Annotated in this window: 17 protein-coding genes; 10 read left to right on the top strand and 7 right to left on the bottom strand. The window is 72.9% G+C overall.

Translation table 11 applies throughout. The features are described from left to right. Window positions 1-207: 207 nt before the first annotated feature. Window positions 208-546, bottom strand: coding sequence for a hypothetical protein (locus FAF44_RS26340; RefSeq protein WP_237105942.1), 339 nt, complete (start codon window positions 544-546; stop codon window positions 208-210). Between the two features lie 316 nt (window positions 547-862). Here FAF44_RS26340 and FAF44_RS26335 point away from each other — a divergent pair, with 316 nt between their 5' ends. Beyond that, the gene (locus tag FAF44_RS26335) at window positions 863-1,615 is read left to right on the top strand and encodes a hypothetical protein (RefSeq protein ID WP_237105941.1); all 753 of its coding nucleotides are present in this window, start codon (window positions 863-865) and stop codon (window positions 1,613-1,615) included. Beyond that, window positions 1,609-4,308: a PQQ-binding-like beta-propeller repeat protein gene (locus FAF44_RS26330; protein ID WP_237105940.1), complete on the top strand. Its 2,700-nt coding sequence runs from the start codon at window positions 1,609-1,611 to the stop codon at window positions 4,306-4,308. The genes FAF44_RS26335 and FAF44_RS26330 overlap by 7 nt, the downstream gene beginning before the upstream one ends. A 170-nt stretch (window positions 4,309-4,478) precedes the next feature. Here FAF44_RS26330 and FAF44_RS26325 read toward each other — a convergent pair whose 3' ends face one another. Then, a complete protein-coding gene (locus tag FAF44_RS26325; protein ID WP_237105939.1) occupies window positions 4,479-4,772 on the bottom strand; it encodes a hypothetical protein in 294 nt (97 codons plus the stop codon). 345 nt (window positions 4,773-5,117) lie between these two features. Here FAF44_RS26325 and FAF44_RS26320 point away from each other — a divergent pair, with 345 nt between their 5' ends. The 4 genes from FAF44_RS26320 (at window position 5,118) to FAF44_RS26305 (ending at window position 8,561) form a co-directional block, all read left to right on the top strand. Then, window positions 5,118-6,284, top strand: coding sequence for a hypothetical protein (locus tag FAF44_RS26320; protein ID WP_237105938.1), 1,167 nt, complete (start codon window positions 5,118-5,120; stop codon window positions 6,282-6,284). Between the two features lie 83 nt (window positions 6,285-6,367). Continuing rightward, on the top strand, window positions 6,368-6,544 hold the full coding sequence (locus FAF44_RS26315; protein WP_237105937.1) for a hypothetical protein: 177 nt from the start codon (window positions 6,368-6,370) through the stop codon (window positions 6,542-6,544). Then, window positions 6,544-7,773, top strand: a complete 1,230-nt coding sequence (locus tag FAF44_RS26310; RefSeq protein ID WP_308193379.1) for a serine hydrolase domain-containing protein — start codon at window positions 6,544-6,546, stop codon at window positions 7,771-7,773. The genes FAF44_RS26315 and FAF44_RS26310 overlap by 1 nt, the downstream gene beginning before the upstream one ends. 257 nt (window positions 7,774-8,030) lie before the next feature. Continuing rightward, window positions 8,031-8,561: a DUF1062 domain-containing protein gene (locus FAF44_RS26305; RefSeq protein WP_237105935.1), complete on the top strand. Its 531-nt coding sequence runs from the start codon at window positions 8,031-8,033 to the stop codon at window positions 8,559-8,561. Between the two features lie 42 nt (window positions 8,562-8,603). Here the strand turns inward: FAF44_RS26305 and FAF44_RS26300 are convergent, their stop codons facing one another. Next, window positions 8,604-9,077: a MarR family winged helix-turn-helix transcriptional regulator gene (locus FAF44_RS26300; protein ID WP_237105934.1), complete on the bottom strand. Its 474-nt coding sequence runs from the start codon at window positions 9,075-9,077 to the stop codon at window positions 8,604-8,606. Between the two features lie 97 nt (window positions 9,078-9,174). On the opposite strand from FAF44_RS26300, the gene FAF44_RS26295 reads away from it, so the two are divergent. Further along, complete coding sequence (locus FAF44_RS26295; RefSeq protein ID WP_237105933.1) at window positions 9,175-10,626, top strand: DHA2 family efflux MFS transporter permease subunit; 1,452 nt, start codon at window positions 9,175-9,177, stop codon at window positions 10,624-10,626. Window positions 10,627-10,655: 29 nt separating this feature from the next. Here the strand turns inward: FAF44_RS26295 and FAF44_RS26290 are convergent, their stop codons facing one another. Then, window positions 10,656-11,384, bottom strand: coding sequence for a hypothetical protein (locus FAF44_RS26290; RefSeq protein ID WP_237105932.1), 729 nt, complete (start codon window positions 11,382-11,384; stop codon window positions 10,656-10,658). Between the two features lie 111 nt (window positions 11,385-11,495). On the opposite strand from FAF44_RS26290, the gene FAF44_RS26285 reads away from it, so the two are divergent. After that, complete coding sequence (locus tag FAF44_RS26285) at window positions 11,496-12,689, top strand: SigE family RNA polymerase sigma factor (protein WP_237105931.1); 1,194 nt, start codon at window positions 11,496-11,498, stop codon at window positions 12,687-12,689. A gap of 3 nt (window positions 12,690-12,692) precedes the next feature. Here the strand turns inward: FAF44_RS26285 and FAF44_RS26280 are convergent, their stop codons facing one another. Together FAF44_RS26280 and FAF44_RS26275 are read right to left on the bottom strand one after the other, a co-directional pair. After that, window positions 12,693-13,340, bottom strand: coding sequence for a nitroreductase family protein (locus FAF44_RS26280; protein WP_237105930.1), 648 nt, complete (start codon window positions 13,338-13,340; stop codon window positions 12,693-12,695). Window positions 13,341-13,354: 14 nt separating this feature from the next. Continuing rightward, on the bottom strand, window positions 13,355-14,710 hold the full coding sequence (locus FAF44_RS26275; RefSeq protein WP_237105929.1) for an MFS transporter: 1,356 nt from the start codon (window positions 14,708-14,710) through the stop codon (window positions 13,355-13,357). 134 nt (window positions 14,711-14,844) lie between these two features. On the opposite strand from FAF44_RS26275, the gene FAF44_RS26270 reads away from it, so the two are divergent. Further along, entirely contained in the window at window positions 14,845-15,321 is a 477-nt protein-coding gene (locus FAF44_RS26270) for a MarR family winged helix-turn-helix transcriptional regulator (RefSeq protein ID WP_237105928.1), read from the top strand. A 195-nt stretch (window positions 15,322-15,516) separates the two neighbouring features. Continuing rightward, entirely contained in the window at window positions 15,517-15,939 is a 423-nt protein-coding gene (locus tag FAF44_RS55940; protein ID WP_237105927.1) for a MarR family transcriptional regulator, read from the top strand. Window positions 15,940-15,967: 28 nt separating this feature from the next. Here the strand turns inward: FAF44_RS55940 and FAF44_RS26260 are convergent, their stop codons facing one another. After that, window positions 15,968-16,570, bottom strand: coding sequence for a TetR-like C-terminal domain-containing protein (locus FAF44_RS26260; RefSeq protein ID WP_237105926.1), 603 nt, complete (start codon window positions 16,568-16,570; stop codon window positions 15,968-15,970). Window positions 16,571-16,637 lie beyond the last annotated feature (67 nt).

Genomic DNA, 16,637 nt, shown 5'->3' with positions numbered 1-16,637 from the left:
ATCCGGCACCGGCCCCGGCGATCGTCCCGGACGGCGGGACATCCAGGGCGTGCTCTCCGAGCAGGGGCAGATCCGGCGGTGGCGCGCACAACGGCTCCGCACCCCAGGCATCCCTGACGACGATCGTCGCGTACTCCGGACGGTGATCCCCAACATCGATGATCTTCATGCGATCACCGTAACCATGCGCCACGGATGGAGAGCGGGCTACGCCAGAGGCGGGGGCGGGGTGGTGCGGTGACGGGCCCAGGAGAGCGCGGCCGTGGCGGCGTGGCGCTGGTAGGGGCGCAGGCGGGCGGTGACGCGTCCCTCGTGGCGGTGGACGCCGGCCAGCGGGTGCGCGGCGGGGATGGCCTTGACGAACGCGGCGCCGCCGTCGGCCAGGCGGAGCCGGGCGGCGACGCCAGGGGTGAATCCGCCGCCCTGGCCGGCGACGGCCGTGACCGGGGCGGGCAGCCGTTCGGCGACCGCCCGGCGCACGCGCTCGGGCAGAGCCTCCCAGGCAGGACGGACGGCGGTGCGGCCGGGCGGCGGGCACGTGGACATGGCACCTCGAAAGCGGCAGGCGGCGTGAACGGCCCCGAGTGCCGTCACCTCCGCCGGGCGGCGGGACGAAACTGGGGAATTCTCTCAGGAATCGCGCCCGGCCCTTTCGAACCTCCGCCCGAGCCAGAAAGAATTCGTCAACAGAGCGACGGCGCGGGCGTCCCGTGAGATATAAATCGGCTTCCGTTCGCCGCTCACAAGGGGACGTCCCATGGCCAGAGCGCGCCAGAACAGACGTGCTGCACCCGCCCGCCGCGCCGAGGAAGCCGGAGGCTGGAAAAACGCGCGGACGTGGCTGGCGGGAATCGTCAGCGCCGTGATCGTCGCGGCCGTCGGGGTCGTGTTCACCGCCTGGTTCAACGCGCGCGGCCCCGAGACCGTCGACCGGATCAGCGGCGAGCCCGCGATCAAGGTCGGTCACGTGGCCGTCGACTACACCGCGCAGGACACCGCGCTCAGGACACCGGTGACCGACCCCGCCGACCGGGCGATCCTGCTGGGCAGCGCGTCCGGCTCGCGGCGCGAGGAGGTGCTGGCGCGCCACGACCGGGCCCCGGTCGAGGCCGCCGAGGTCACCGTCGTCCTCGTCGGCAACCGCACCAGCGTGCGCATCATCGACATCGAGCCGCGCGTCCTCGACCGCAAGCCCACCTCGGACGGCGCGCTGCTGATCTACACCCCCGCAGGGGAGGCCGACACCATCGGGCTGTCCGCCGACCTCGACACGCCCGCGCCCCGCTTCACCAGCACCGACGACCCCGGCACCGCCTACTTCCGGAAGAAGCAGATCGACCTCAAACGCGACGAACGAGTCACGCTCTCCATGACGGTCACCGGCACGGCCGCCTACTACGCCTTCGACCTCCTGGTCACCGTGCTCGCGCAGGACCGGACCGAGCAGGTGCGGATCCAGGGGCCGGCCGCGACCCCGTTCCGGGTGACCGGCGTCTCCCGGGCGTACCACGCCTACTACACCGCCTCGCCGCTCGCCGGCGGCGGCTGGCGGCCGGTCTCCAGGAGCGACGCGTGCGCGACGGAACGCAAGCTCGCCAAGGCCGGCGAATGCTGACCGCGCGCGGGCTGCGCTCGGCCGCGGCGCTGCTCGCGGTCGTCCTGGCGACCTGTTCGGCGGCGACCGTGAACGACGTCGCGGGCGCGCCGCGCGTCCCCGTGGAGTGGCGTGCGGCGTGGTCGGTGCCCGCGGACGCCGGAGTCGGCGAGACGCCGCTCTCGACCCCGAACCACGCCGTGTCCGCCCAGGCGGTCGCCGTCGCCACGCTCGCGGGCGCCGTACGCGTCCACGACCCGCGCACCGGAGCCGTCCGGCGCATCGTCGCCGCCGACCCGGCCAGGCCCGGACCCGTCAGCGGCGTCTGGATCGCGGGCGGCGTCCTCGTCACCTCCAGAGCAACCCCGGACGGCGACGGGCAGACCCTGGACGGCCACGACCTGACCACGGGCGCGGCGCTGTGGCGGCGCACGGTCACCACCCCTGCCCGCGGGCCCGGCATCGAGGGCGCCGGCAGCTACCTCGGCCCGCGGATCCTGGCCACCGAACGCGGCATCGTGGTGTTCGAACGGCTCGACGAACCTCTCGACATCCAGGCCCTCGACCCGCGGACCGGAACGGACACCGCCCGGACGACCTATCCGCGCGGCTGCCTGCTCACCGCCGCCGCGACCGCCCGATCGGTGCTGCTGCTCAGCCACTGCGGCCCGGACGAGTTGCGGCTCGCCTCGACGGATCCGCGCACCATGCGGCACGAATGGACGCGCGCGCTCCCGTCGTCGTCCGTGCCGAAGAACGGGCATCCGGCGATCAGGCTCACGGCCAACGCCGAGGGGTACGCGCACGTCTCGTCCGGCGCGGACGACTTCTTCTGCGGGCCCGACGGCCGGCCGCTGTCCACCGGCCCGGGAACCGTCGAGGTCACCGGCCCCGACCGCTGGCTCCCGCCCCTATACGCCGGCTCCTCTCCCGCCGCGAACGACCACCAGGCCCCCCGGCTCAACAAATCCTGGCCGCTGCCCGCCTACCTGATCTCCGTGGACCCCGGCACCGGACGGCTCGCCGGGCTGCCCATCGACCTGCCCGCCCACCTGGTGGCGCTGGCCGGGTCGAGCCGGGACACCGCGTTCGTGTACAGCGAGGTGCCCGGCGACGCGCGGCTGACCGCGTACGAGCTGGTCTACGGGCCCGCCCGGCCACGGCCCGCCTGGCCGGCCGCCTGCACCCTGCTGACCGGCCGCGACCTGGCCGTCCTCGCCGACGGCTACCGCGCGGTCCCCGGCACGGACGGCGCGGGCGCAGCGGCGAAGTGCGACTGGATCCCGCCGGCCGACGACGGCGCCATCGTCTCGTTGTCCGTGGACCGGGTCGCACCGTCGGACGCGGGCAAGCTGTTCGCCGCCGAGGTCGCCGCCGTCAAGGGGGACGGCCAGATCGATCCCACCACCGAGACCGCCGGCTTCCTCACCTACACCGTGCACGTCACGAACGGCTACTACGGTGCCACGATCATCAACGCGGGCCCGGTCATCGTCCGGCTGACCTCGTCCTCGCGGCGGGCGGTGCGGCTCATCTCCCCGCTGCTGCGTGACAACCTGTTCGCCCGGTACCTGCCGGGCGTCCGGCCGCCCACGGCCGCCCGCGAGCCCGGCTGGAGCTTCCCGACCGACGCGACCGTCTACGCCGATCCGGTCGTGGCCGCCGGCGTCGTCTACGCCACCAGCGGTGACGGAGCGGTGGCCGCGCTGGACGCCGTCACCGGCGCGCAGCGGTGGCGCTTCCGGATGGGCGGCTCCATCATGGACGCCCACGTCGTGGCCGGCGGCACCGTGTACGTGGCCGACACACACAACCAGGTGGTGGCGCTGGACGCGGCCACCGGCCGCCCGAGGTGGACCCGCGGGATCAGGGCCGACAGTGACCTGGTGGTCGCGGCGGGCCGCCTGCACGTGTGGGCCAGGGGCCCCGCCTGGGACGCGCCGGCCGAACTCGTCACCCTCGACGCCGCCTCCGGCCGGCGGCTGTGGACCTTCCGGCCGGCCGGCAGCATGCTCAACATCGACCCCGTCGTGGCCGGGGACGTCGTCCTGACCGGCAGCGACCACGGGGTGGCGTACGCGCTGGACCCGGCCACCGGAGCCGTCCGCTGGCGGCACCGGGTGGGCGCGGCAGGCGACCACGTCGCCCTGGTAAGGGCCGGTACGACCGTCTACGCCACGAGCGCCGGCGGCGACGTGTACGCCCTGGACGCCCGTTCCGGCCGGGTCCGGTGGAGTTCATGGGTCATCGGACCGGTCGCCGCCCGCCCGGTGGCGGCCGGCGCGACCCTGTACGCCGGCGGCGCGGACGGCACCACGTTCGCGCTGAGCACCGCCACCGGCACGCTCCGGTGGATCTTCCCGGCCGCGGGCGACGAGCCGGGCGTGACGTGGGCCGCCGCGGTGGCGGGCGGGCTGGTGTACACGGTGGGACGCGACCGCACGCTGCACGCCCTCGACACCGCCACGGGCACGGAACGCTGGCGCCTCCCGCTGGCCAAGGGCCGCGAAACCGGCCCCGTGGCCGCCGGCGGCGCCGTCCACGTGACCGAACACGGGGGAACGCTGCACGTCATCGACGCCGTCACCGGCAGGGTGCGGTCGAGCTTCGAAACCGGCGGCACCGGCACGACCGGCCCCGTGGTGGCGGGCGGCTTCGTGTACGTCGGCAGCTCCAACGGAAACGTGTACGCGCGGTCGCTGCCCGCCCGCTAGCCCACCGGCCCGCCGCGCACCCGCGTGAACCACCGGGCGTGGGCCGGTCAACGCGTGAGGACGCTGACGTCCATGAACGGGAAGTTCGCCACTTCCGTGAACATGGCGCGGGCCTTGCCGCCGATGGTCTTCCACCCGTGATGGACGGTGGTTGTCCTCCAGCGCCTGCTTCAGTTCGATCCGCGAGTAGCCCTTGTCCGGGACCAGCTCGACCCGCACGGGCAGGTTCGCGGTGAGGGAGAGGCCCTGCCCTCGGCGACGAGCGCGAGGTCCTCGTCCTCGTCCTCGTCCTCGTCCTCGTCCTCGTCCTCGTCCTCGTCCTCGTCCTCGTCCTCGTCCTCGTCCTCGTCCTCGTCCTCGTCCTCGGCCGAGACCGTCGAGGCTGCCTGCGCCGGGAGGTTCGCCGAGACGACGGGCAGCGCGATCAGCGCGGCGGTGATAGGGAGCAATGACTTTGTGCGCATTTACCGGCTTCCTTTGGATATGCCGGACGGCGACTGCATTCAGGATGGCCGTAAAGGGAGAGGGTGTCGTTGCTCGGGAGTTCACATCAATTCTCGTTGAATGCGTGGTGACGAGCTCGGCGCGGTCGTTCGCGGGCCGAGCTGGGCGCTCGACCGTCCGGCCGGTCCGGACGGGACCCGGCGTGGTTCGCCCGGCATATCCGGCATTTCGTTAGTCTGGGTGATCTCCCTGCCGATCGTTCGAAGTGGAAGCACGATGCCCCGTCGCCTCAGAGAGCTCGCTGGTCCACGTCCGCCCCTGCGCCGACGGGGCAGCCGGGTGATCATCCGAGGGAGTCGTTGAAGGTGCGTAACCCCATCGGCGGCGTGGCGTTCGGAGTGGCGCTGGCGCTCCTGCTCGCCACCGGCCTCGTGATGTCCATCGTCCGGTACGTCCGTGGCCCGGTCGCGGCGGCGCCGCGGCCCGCGCCGGAGCGCCCGCTCGCCCTCCCCACGACCGCCGACCACTACCCCGTTCAGGCGGGCGGGTCGTTCACCGTGCCGTACCGGTGCGGCCTGGACCTCGCCACGCTCAGCAGGCTGGTCCCCCTGCCCAGGCAGGAGCCCGCGGAGTCGGGCTGTCTCGTCGCGACCGGCTCCGCGGCGGCCTCGGAACGCTCGGGCACCCTCCGGGTGCGCTTCGAGCCGGGCACCCTGGACGAGGCCATGCGCTCCTACGACCTGGCGACCCGCCAGAGCGGCGGCCAGCCGTCCGGCGGCAACTGGCAGCGGGTGACCGGGCTCGGCGACGAGGCGCTGCTCCACTACTCGGCCGCCTCCGGACGCGTCCAGGTGCACTTCAGGTCGGGTCCGGTAGCCACGGCGATCACGTACCGGATGGTCTGGAAGCGGGACGCCCGCAGCGAGCCGCTGGCGCGCAGACCCGCCGTGAACGCTGTGCTGCAGGCGGCCTCCAAGGTGGCCGTCGCCATCGGCGCGACGGTGAACCGTCCGGCGGTGGCCACGTCGGCGCCGGCGGCCGAGCCCGTGCTCGACGTGGCGGACCCGTGCGCGCTGGTGGGGGAGGCGGCGCTGCGGGCCGCCGGCGTCGATCCCGCGCTCCGGCAGGACGCGGCGGGAGTGGCCGCGACGACCGTCCCGACGCGCGGCTGCGCGTGGAACTCCGCCGGGAACCCGGCCCGGCAGGTGCGGCTGCTGGTCACGTCGTTCCCGGCGGGCCCGCATCGCGGCGGTGCGGCGCAGGCCGAGCGGGAGTTCGTCCGGACGTACCACGCCTGGCGGAAGGAAGAGCACACCTTCCACGCGCTGAGCGCGCCGGGGGAGAAGGCCATGGCCGGCTACACATCCGAACAGGCGGGTCTCGGAACCGGGACGGTCGAGTTCAAGGTCCGCAATCTCACGGTCCAGGTGACCTGCAGCGGCTCCGACGGCGGCCGGCCGCTGTCGGAGGCGGCCGCGCTCAACACCGCCCACGCCGTCGCCGTGGCCGCGGCCACCACGCTGCCGGGCTGATCAGCGGCGGCACGGCGTCGTGTCAGCGGCCACGTCAGGGCGGCGACGGCCCGATGTCAGGCAGACCCGCGACGGTAGAGGCCATGAACGGTTCGGCGATCGCGACCTCGGGGCGGCGGCAGGCCCACGAAGACGAGACCGTGCCCACCGGCATCGACCTGGATGCCGGTGCGGACGCCGAGCCGGAGCAGCGGCGCCACGCTCCGAAGGTCTGGAGCGGGCGGTTGCGGACCGGATACTCGCGGCAAGGAGCTTCATGATGGGACACGGCGACGGCGGCTTCTCCGAGGCGGGGCTGCGCAGGCTGCGCGAGGTGCTGGTCCGGCACGTCGATTCCGGGCGGATCCCCGGGCTGGTGGCCCTGGTCGGCCGGGGCGAGCAGACGCACGTCGAGGCGATCGGGACGATGCGCCACGACGGCGGCGCGCCGATGCGCCGGGACACGATCTTCCGGATGGCCTCGACGTCCAAGCCGGTCACGATCTCGGCGGCGATGATCCTCCTGGACGAGTGCCGGCTGCGGCTGGACGACCCGGTGGAGCCGTGGCTGCCCGAACTCGCCGACCGGCAGGTGCTCAGGCGCGCCGACGGCCCCCTGGACGACACCGTCCCGGCCCGGCGGCCGATCACCGTACGGGACCTGCTGACCTCCACGTTCGGGCTCGGCATGGACATGACGTCGCTGGGCACCCCGATCATGAACGCGGTCTTCGAGCGGGGTCTCACGCCCGACCTGCCGGAGCCGATGCCCGAGCCGGACGAGTGGCTGCGCCGCCTCGGCGAGCTCCCGCTGATGCACCAGCCGGGGGAGCGCTGGCAGTACCACATCAGCAACGACCTGCTCGGCGTGCTCGTCGCCAGGGTCACCGGCCGGCCGTTCGGGACGTTCCTGCGCGAGCGCGTCTTCGGCCCGCTGGGCATGAAGGACACCGGCTTCCACGTGCCCGACGGCGACCTCGACCGGCTGCCGCCCCTGTACGCCCCCGACCCGCGGACCGGCGAGTTCCTCGTGTGGGACGAGGCCGAGGGCGGACGCCACAGCCGGCCCCCGGCGTTCCAGGGCGGCGGCGGAGGACTGGTCTCCACCGTCGACGACTACCACGCCTACTTCCGCATGCTGCTGAACCAGGGGAGGCACGGGACCGAACGCATCCTGTCCCGGCCGGCCGTCGAGCTGATGACCACCGACCGTCTCACGTCCGAGCAGAACGCCGCCAGGAACGCCATGGCCGCGGACAACGTCCACGTGTCGTTCGGCCAGGGGCAGCACGGCGGCTGGGGCTTCGGCATGGCGGTGCGCACCCACCGCGGCGACTACGCGCCCGTCGGCCAGTTCGGCTGGGACGGCGGCAGCGGCACCTCGACCTACGCCGACCCCGGCAACCGGCTCACCGGTATCCTGCTCACCCAGGTCGGGATGTCCGTCCCGGACTCGGCGCGACTCATCCACGACTTCTGGACCACCCTCTACCAGGCGATCGACGCCTGACCCCGGTGCCCCCGGAATCTCGATTGTGGGGGCGATCGGTGCTCCCGTAGAGTTCGACCGCTCTGTCGGATCCGTCGTGGGGACTGTCGCGTGACGCCGCCTGCTCTCGCTGCCTGACATCTTCTTCTGCGCTATCTCACCGGCCTCGTGGCCGGTCTCGCCGGGCTGCTCCGAGTCTGTGAGCAGCCCTGGCCGTACAGCGTTCTGTGTCAGGTCTTAGAGAGATCATGTCTGCACAATCCCATAGAGATCATTTCGTGCTGTCCTGGACCGTGCGGCGGACCCGGCTGCCGCTGCTCGCCCTTCGGTGCCCGTGCGGGGCGGAGTCGGCCACCACCGGCGAGGGCAGGTTCCGGGTCAACGCCAACGGCAAGCTGCTCCATGTGTGGCTGCTCGTCCGTTGCGTGCGCTGCGCTCGCACGTCGAAGCTCGCCGTCCATGAGCGGACGCCGGTCCGGTCGCTGGATCCGGCCCGGCTGCGCGCGTTCGAGAGCAACGATCAGGCGCTTGTCGCCCGCACGCTCCTGGATCCCGCGCTCGCCCGCCGCAACCGGTTCGCGCTCGACTGGCGTGGCGCGTGGCGGCTGGAGTCGGCGGCCGTCGAGGCGGCCTGGCCGTACCGGGTGGCGGTCGGCTTCCTCGATCCGGTGCCCGTCCGCCCCGAGCGGTTGATCGCCCACGCGCTGGGGATCAGCAGGGGCGAGGTCGAGCGGCGGATCAAGGGTGATCGGCCCCTCCACCGCACGACGAGCACGGGCTTCTCGTTCGTCGTCCTGCCCGCGCTGTAGGAAAGGCGAGCGGGACCGAGCGCCTCGGTCCCGCTCGCCTCGTCATCCGGTGAGCAGGTCGGACTCCTCGACGGCGATCTGATGGCTGGCGACGAGAAAGGCGTGCACGGTCGCGAGCTGCTCTGGCGTGAACTCGCTCATCAGCCGGCGGCTGCGGGCGTCCAGCCCGGCGTAGAGCGCGGCGATTCTGCCGAGCGCTTCGGGCACGGCCTCGACCATGACGCTGCGGCGGTCCTCCGGATGCGGGCGGCGCCGGACGTATCCCGCCTTCTGGAGGCGGTCGATCATCTGGGTGATGGCGCCGGTCGTCCGGCCGAGGCGCGCGCTCAGCCGGCCTGCGGTGCTGGGCCCCTCCCGGTTGAGGACGTGCAGGCACAGCAGGTCCGTGGACCCGACACCGGCCCGCTGGGCGATCAGGTCGTTCAGCCGTCCCATCGCGCCGGCCAGGTCGGTCATGACGAGCACGATCCGGTCGGCCGGCGTGCCTTCCTCTTCGCCGTGCGGTTTGACGTCCATGCCAGCCCTCCATTAGCTTCGTGGATAAGATATTTAGTAGCTAAGATGCTTTGTGGCTAAGTCATTCTATCGCTCGCTCCCGCACCGGAGGACCTTGGTGTCCACTGAGACATCCCGCCCGACCGTCCCCGCCACCGGCGGCCGTACCCGCGTGGTCGCCCTGGCCGTGATCCTGCTGGCCAGCTTCATGGACCTGCTCGACGTCACCATCGTCAACGTCACCGTGCCCTCCATCAGGGCCGAACTCGGCGCGTCGCCCGCCCAGTTGCAGTGGATGCTCGTCGGCTACACGCTGATCTTCGCGCTCGGCATCATCACCGGAGCCAGGCTCGGCGACCTGTACGGCTACCGCCGCGTCTTCCTGATCGGCATCGCCGGCTTCATCGTCGCCTCCGCGCTGTGCGGCGCCGCCCCCACGGCCGAGACCCTGGTCGCGGCCCGCGTCGTCCAGGGCGTCTTCGCCGCGGCGATGGTCCCGCAGGTGCTCTCGCAGATCCAGCTCATGTACGCGCCGCACGAGCGCGGCGGCGCGATGGCCGCCTTCTCGTCCCTGTCCGGCCTGGCGGCGGCGGTCGGGCCGATCCTCGGCGCGGCGCTGCTGGAGGCGGACTTGCACGGCCTCGGCTGGCGCGGCGTGTTCTGGCTCAACGTGCCCGTCGGGATCCTGGCGCTGATCGTGGCGGCCCGCGTCCTGCCCCGAGGGCGCGGCAGCGTCCACCCGCGCCTGGACCTGGCGGGCGTGGTCATCTGCGCCGCGGGCCTGCTGCTGATCCTCTACCCCCTCATCGCCGGCAGCGCGGAACGCGCCTGGCCGGCCTGGACGTACCTCTGCCTGGCGGCCGGAGCGCTCGTGCTGGCCGGCTTCCACCGCCACCAGGTGCGGCTGGCGCGACGCGGACGCGACCCCCTGGTGGAGGTATCCCTCTTCCGGGTCCGTTCGGTCGGCGGCGGGCTGCTGGTGCAGTTCCTGTTCTTCGTGCCGGTGATGGGTTTCTTCTTCACCTTCATGCAACTGCTCCAGTCCGGCCTGGGCATGACGCCCCTCGAGTCCGGGGTGACGATCCTGCCCTGGCCGATCGCCACCACGATCGCCGCCGGTCTCGGCGCGGCCGTGCTACTGCCGAGGCTGGGCCGGCTGACCGTGCAGCTCGGACTGGTCGTCCTGGCGGCCGGGCTGGCCCTGCTCGCCGTGACGGCGGCCGGCGCCACCTCCGGCACCGGCTGGCTCGCCTTCCTGCCCGGCGTCGTCATCGGCGGGGCCGGCATGGGCCTGACCGTCGCCCCGCTGGCTCAGCTCACGCTGGAGAACGTCCCCGCCCACCAGGCCGGGTCGGGATCCGGCCTGTTCAACACGGTCGCCCAGGTCGCCGCCTCGGTCGGCGTCGCCGTCATCGGCGCGGTCTTCTTCCCGCTGATCGCCGGGCCCGAAGGCGACGCCACCCGCGGGTACGGCGCCGCCTTCGGCGCCACGATCTGGGTCAGCCTCGCCCTGCTGGCGCTCACCGTCGCGGTCAGCTTCCTGCTGCCCCGCAGGCCGGCCGCCGGCTGACACTGCCGGGCGGCCTGCCGGGGGCGGGTTCAGGCGACCTTGGACGAGCTCGCCGTCCAGGTGTTGCAGGCCCCCGGCTTGCCCGCCTGGTAACCCTTGTCCAGCCAGTAGAGGCGGTTGCCGGTCTTGCCCTGGAACCTGTTCTTCCAGAACTCCGGCACCTTGGCGACCGGCTTCCAGTCCTTGACCTGGCGTCCGACGGCCTTGGCCGACACGCCCAGGAAGCAGTCGATCTGCAGGTAGTAGCGGCGGTTCTGCTCGTTCATGACGGGCTCGGACGCGCCGTTCTCCAGCGCCCACCACGCCTGGCCGATGCCGCTCTGCCCGGTCACCACACTGCCCCACGTGCGCGTGATCGAGGTGAACACGGCCAGATCGCTCTTGGCCCTGATCCAGTCGTCGGCGACCCGGACGCGGATCTGGGTGGCGCAGATCTCGGCGAAGGAGCCGCTGACGTCCATGCCGGTGGAGCAGGACTCCTGGTCGTCGGCGGCCTTGAAGGCCACCTTCACCGGGACGAACCCCTTGACGGCCGGCTTCCACGCCGTGTTCAGGCAGCCGACCAGCCTGGTGATGTACTTCCTGGTGGACGCGCTGCTCGTGCCCTTGTCCAGCTTGCAGGCGACCTTGGGCAGCTTGGCCGCCTTGTAGAGCGCGTTGTGGGTCAGCTCGGGGGCGCCCTTCACCGGCTCGGCGAGCGCCGGAGCGGCGAGCAGGGCCAGGCCCATGGCCGTCCCGACGGATAAGCGAATGATCATAAAGCCGCATCCTAGGGGTATCCGCGCGGGAAAATCGTCGTACCGCCGATGCAACCCGTGCTCGACCCGGACGCATCTCCTGGGATGTGAAGCCATCTACCGGGGAGACCAATGAGCCTTGACGAGGAGTACACCGCCTACGTGAGTGGCCGGCTGCCCTGGTTGCGGCGGATCGCCTATCCGTTGTGCCAGGACTGGCACCGTGCCGACGACCTGGTGCAGGCGACCATCACGCGGCTCTACGTCAAATGGCGGCAGGCGCGGGTGGCCGGCGACCTCGACGCCTACGTGCGCACGATGCTGGTCCGGGTCTTCCTCGCCGAGCAGCGAGGCGGCTGGTTCGCCCGGGTCCGGGTGGGCGCCACGCTGTCCGACCGGCACGTCGAGGGCGGCGACCGGGACGCGGCCATGGACGTGAACCGGGCCCTGGCCGCCGTCCCCGCGCGCCAGCGCGCCACGCTCGTGCTGCGTTTCCACTGCGACCTGAGCGTGGAGCAGACCGCCAGGGCGCTGGGCTGCTCCACCGGAACCGTCAAGAGCCAGACCGCCCGCGGTCTGGCCCCCCCTGCGCTCGCTGCTCGGCGAGCCGGAGGCCGGCCTCGTGCGAACGGAGGAATCGTGATGGATGTCAAGCAGGTGTTCGACACGCTGGCGCGGCAGGAGCAGCCGCCGAGCACGGTGAGCGTGCAGCGGGCCATGACGGCGGGTCGCGCCGCGCGCGGGCGCCGCCATGCCGCTGCCGCCGTGGCCTCGGCGCTGGGGGCGGTCGCGGCCGTGGTCGTGGCCTGGTCGCTGATCCCGGAGCCGGGGCCGGGGCCGGACGACGGGGCCGTGACCGTGGTGTCCACCGAGCCGTCCGTGACCGCGACCGTCACCGTCTCGCCAGGTTCGGACCGCAAGGGGTTCGCGGAACTGATGAAGACGCATCCGGCCAAGGGACGGATCGTCTCAGTGCCACCGCTGCTGATGTGGGTGAGCGACGGGCCTCGCGAGGGCGAACTCTTCCTCTGCGAAAGCGGGCCGAACGGCAGCTCCTGCTCCGGGCTCAAGCCGCTTGCCGCGCAGCAGTCCGCCCGTACGGTGGGCAAACTCCGCGGCCGTCCCGTCTGGTTCGGCATCGCCAGGCGGAGCGTGCACGGGGTGACGGCCGTCACCGGGGACGGGCGGACCCTTCCGGCGCGGCTCACCCGGGACGCCGGTGCGGGACTCGGGCTCTGGGCCGTCGAATGCCCTCCGGGCATGGAGCCGGTGAAGCTCGTCGTCACCGATGCCGGGGGGCGAACCCTCCAGGAGCTCCCCGCCTGACGCTCACCAGCCCTGCCAGTGCAGCACCTCCTCTCTCGGGATGCGCGGGGCGGGGCGGAAGTCGGTGCCGAGGGTGAAGGCCAGCGGGACGAACGCGGCCAGCATGACCTCGTCGTACGGCACGCCGAGCACCTCGGCGAGTTCGCGTTCGAGCGGGGCCTGCGCGGTGGTCCACACGGTGCCCAGGCCGCGTGCGCGGGCGGCCAGCATGAAGCTCCACACCGCGGGCAGGATCGACCCCCACGCCCCGGCCTGCACGTCCACCGGGGCGTGGTCGGTGCGTCCCTCCACGCCGGGGATGACGAACGCCGGCACCCGGTGGATGTTGGCGGCCAGGTGGCGCAGGCCGTCGAAGACGCGGCCGGTGGAGCCGGCGTGGTAGTTCATCCGCCACTGGTCGCGTTCGGTCAGCGGCCGGCCGGTGGCCAGCGGCAGGGCGCGCAGGAAGATGTCGGCCACGGCCCGCCGCCGCTCGGGCTCGGTGACGACGAGGAAGTGCCAGCGCTGCCGGTTGCGTCCGGTGGGCGCCTGCACGGCCAGGTCCACGCACTCCTCGATCAGCTCGCGGGGCACCGGACGGCTGAGGTCCAGGCGCCTGCGCACCGCGCGGGTCGTGCTGAGCAGTTCGTCCGGGGTGAGGTTCAGGGTCATGTCGGCTCTCCTCGTCAGGCGGTGGGCAGGCGGGCGGGACGGCGCGCGCGCAGTCCGACGGCGGCGACGAGGGCGCCCAGCAGGGAGAAGCCGCCCGCCGTCAGGAACGCGATCCGGTAACCGGTCAGCGGGGAGTCGCCCAGGGACATGACGGCGGCCAGCGCCGCCACGCCGATGCCGGCCCCGATCTGGACGGAGGAGGTGACCAGTCCCGAGGCCAGCCCCTGCCGCTCGTCCGGCAGCGCGCCGACGGCGGCGATGTTGAGACTGGGGAAGGACAGTCCGTTCCCGGCGCCGTGGACGACCAGCGCGGGCAGCAGCACCGTGAGGTAGTCGCCGGTGGCCCCGGCCCGCAGGAACAGCAGGATTCCCGCGGCCTGCACCAGCATCCCGGCGGCGGCCACCCGGCCCAGCCCCCACCGGGCGATCAGCCGGCCGGCCAGGTTGGCGGTGACGACGATGGCCAGGCCCATGGGGACGATCCCGAGCCCGGTGGCCAGCGGGCTGTACCCGAGCACCCGCTGCAGGTACAGGACGGCGACGAACTGCCAGCCGATGGTCGCGCACGCCCAGGCCAGCGCCGCGAGGTTGGCGGCGCTGACCGTCCCGGACCGGAACACCTCCAGCGGGACGAGCGGCGCGGCCCGCCGGCGCTCGATCGCCACGAACGCCCCCAGCAGCAGCACGGCCAGGACGCCGGCCGGCCAGTTCCGCTCCGTCAGCGCGAACACCAGCAGCAGCACCCCGCCGGTCACCGCGACCGCTCCGGCGGCGTCGAACCTCTCGCGCGCCCCGTCCGGCCGCGCGCCGGACGGCAGCACCAGCGGCGCGAGCGCCAGGACCAGCACCGCGATCGGGACCGGCAGGAAGAACACCAGCCGCCAGCTCACCTCGGTCAGCAGGCCGGAGGCGATCAGCCCGGCGGTGTAGCCGGTCGCCCCGGCCAGCGAGTACACCCCCAGCGCCCGGTTGCGCCGCGGCCCCTCGGCGAAGGTGGTGGTGATCAGCGACAGCGCCGCCGGGGCGGTGAGCGCGGCGGCCACCCCCTTGATCACGCGGGTGACGACCAGCGGCCATCCCTCCGACAGCAGCCCGCCGACGAGACTGGCCGCCGCGAAGACCGCCAGCGACAGCAGGAACACCCGCCGCCGGCCGAACAGGTCGGCGATCCGGCCGCCGAGCAGCAGGAATCCGCCGTAGGCGACCGCGTAGCCGGACATCAGCCACTGCAGGACGCCTTCGGGCAGCGACAGCTCGCGCCCGATGGCGGGCAGGGCCACGCCCATCAGGGACAGGTCCATCGAGTCGAGGAACACCGCTGCGCACAACAACACCAGGGCCGTCTGTTCGCGGCCTTCGGTTCGTGGCACGACCACTCTCCATCTGAGTACAAACAATTTGCTGACAGACGATTAGGGACCGTATGCGCGCAAATCATCTGCTGTCAAACGATTTGGAGAGAGATGATTGCCGTGTAGGCTGAGGCGGAGCGAAGAGGAGAGCGATGGCGACCACGGGCAAGACAGCCGACCGCGCACGACCGACGTACTTCCCGACGCTGGCGGCCGAGCGGCTGGACATCGCGCTGTGCCGGGCCTCGTCCGCCGTGGCCCGCGCCGCGGACGCGCACGCCGCCGCGGAAGGGCTCGGGGTCGGGCAGCACCTCGTGCTGCGGATGCTCGACGCCGTCGGCCCCTGCTCCCAGCAGGCGCTGAGCGAGGAACTGCGGATTGACCGCAGCGTCATGGTCAGCGTCTGCGACGACCTCGAACGAGCGGGCCACGTGCGCAGGGAACGCAACCCCGCCGACCGCCGCTCCTACGCCGTCACCATCACCGACTCCGGCAGGCGACGGCTCGCCGCGGCCCAGGCGTCGATCCCCGCCTTCCTCGACGACGCCTTCCACGCCCTCACCGACGACGAACGCGACCGGCTGGGCGCGATCCTCGCCAAACTGCTGGAGACCGGAACCCCCCGCTGACCGGCGGACCGCGCACGCGGACGGCCCCGGACCCGGCAGGAGGTCCAGGGGCCGCCCGTCCATCGGGCCTGCTTCAGCCCGTACGCCCGATGGACGGTCTGCTCGACCGTGTCGCCTGTCCAGGGAGCAGGAAAAGGGGGTGACACGCCCTGCTGGGAATTGCCGACCGTTGGAGACTCCCATTATTCTGCCTGCGTGGAGGAATCCGAGGCGCCCATCTACCACCTCATCGACCTGACCCTCGCGCTGGCCGACCGCACCCAGGCGCTCATCGGCGAGGTGCTCGCCGAACTCGATCTGACCCACGCCCTGGCGGGCGCCGTCTGGCAGCTCGGCGCGGCCAGCACCCCGCCGTCGATGCGCGAGCTGGCCCGGGGCCTGCGCTGCGATCCCTCCACCGTGACCTTCCTGGCCGACCGGCTGGAGCGGCACGGCCTCGCCACCCGGACCGTCGCCCCCGGCAACCGCCGCGTCAAGCTGCTCGCCCTGACCGACCAGGGGCATCAGGTCAGGCGTCGCCTCGTCGCGGCCATGGTGGCGGGCTCGCCGCTCGGCCGGCTCTCCCTCGACGAGCAGCGCCGGCTGCGCGCCCTGCTGGCCAAGGCGATGAGCGACTGACGGGCCGTCACGACGCCGGGCGGCGGCCTCACCCCGCCTGGGCGCGGGCGGCGGCCAGGGCGGCCGCCGCGGCCCGGTCCGCCGCGGCCTCGTCCAGCGGCTCCCCGGTGTTGAGCAGGGCGTAGTAGAGAGGCGCGGAGACGTTGGCGATGACGCGCCGGGCGTCGGTCCGGTCGGGCAACTCGCCGCGTTCGACGGCGTCGGTGACGCAGCCGGCCCATTCGTCGATGCGTACGGCGTAGAAGCCGTGCAGCGCGCGGGCCGCCTGCTCGTCCCAGAGCGAGGCGGCGATCAGTGCCTTGAACAGCCGCCTCTGGCGGGGGTCGGTCAAGGTCCTGACGACCAGGCGCGCGTTCTCCCGGAGGTCCTCGTCCACGCTGCCGGTCCTGGCCCGGGGCAGGGACTGCGCGGCCATGTCGTCGAGCAGGTCGGCGGCGAGCGCGCCCGGGGTGCCCCAGCGGCGGTACACGGTGGTCTTCCCGACGCCCGCGACGCGGGCGATCTCGGCCAGGTCCAGGGTGCCGAACCCCGTCTCGACGAGGGTGTCGCCGACGGCCTTCAGCACCGCCTCCCGGACGCGGGCCGTCCGCCCGCCGGGTCGGACGGTGCCGTGCTGCGCTGCCTCGGCCATGGCCGGCTCCTTCTCGTACGGCCCTTAATGGGACCTGAGTTCCCTTAGGGCGATTCCGTGTGTATAG

Origin of the sequence: Nonomuraea sp. MG754425, from assembly GCF_021699195.1 — a bacterium.
Lineage (GTDB): Bacteria > Actinomycetota > Actinomycetes > Streptosporangiales > Streptosporangiaceae > Nonomuraea.
Note: the sequence above shows the minus strand (reverse complement) of the source record. Positions and strands in the feature narration are given on the sequence as shown.

Excerpts from the sequence above, each read along its gene's own strand:
- FAF44_RS26270 (WP_237105928.1), top strand. The coding sequence starts at position 14,845 with ATGGCGACCACGGGCAAGACAGCCGACCGCGCACGACCGACGTACTTC.
- FAF44_RS26285 (WP_237105931.1), top strand. The coding sequence starts at position 11,496 with ATGAGCCTTGACGAGGAGTACACCGCCTACGTGAGTGGCCGGCTGCCC.
- FAF44_RS26290 (WP_237105932.1), bottom strand. The coding sequence starts at position 11,384 with ATGATCATTCGCTTATCCGTCGGGACGGCCATGGGCCTGGCCCTGCTC.
- FAF44_RS26340 (WP_237105942.1), bottom strand. The coding sequence starts at position 546 with ATGTCCACGTGCCCGCCGCCCGGCCGCACCGCCGTCCGTCCTGCCTGG.
- FAF44_RS26260 (WP_237105926.1), bottom strand. The coding sequence starts at position 16,570 with ATGGCCGAGGCAGCGCAGCACGGCACCGTCCGACCCGGCGGGCGGACG.
- FAF44_RS26310 (WP_308193379.1), top strand. The coding sequence starts at position 6,544 with ATGGGACACGGCGACGGCGGCTTCTCCGAGGCGGGGCTGCGCAGGCTG.
- FAF44_RS26280 (WP_237105930.1), bottom strand. The coding sequence starts at position 13,340 with ATGACCCTGAACCTCACCCCGGACGAACTGCTCAGCACGACCCGCGCG.
- FAF44_RS26300 (WP_237105934.1), bottom strand. The coding sequence starts at position 9,077 with ATGGACGTCAAACCGCACGGCGAAGAGGAAGGCACGCCGGCCGACCGG.
- FAF44_RS26330 (WP_237105940.1), top strand. The coding sequence starts at position 1,609 with ATGCTGACCGCGCGCGGGCTGCGCTCGGCCGCGGCGCTGCTCGCGGTC.
- FAF44_RS26325 (WP_237105939.1), bottom strand. The coding sequence starts at position 4,772 with ATGCGCACAAAGTCATTGCTCCCTATCACCGCCGCGCTGATCGCGCTG.
- FAF44_RS26315 (WP_237105937.1), top strand. The coding sequence starts at position 6,368 with ATGAACGGTTCGGCGATCGCGACCTCGGGGCGGCGGCAGGCCCACGAA.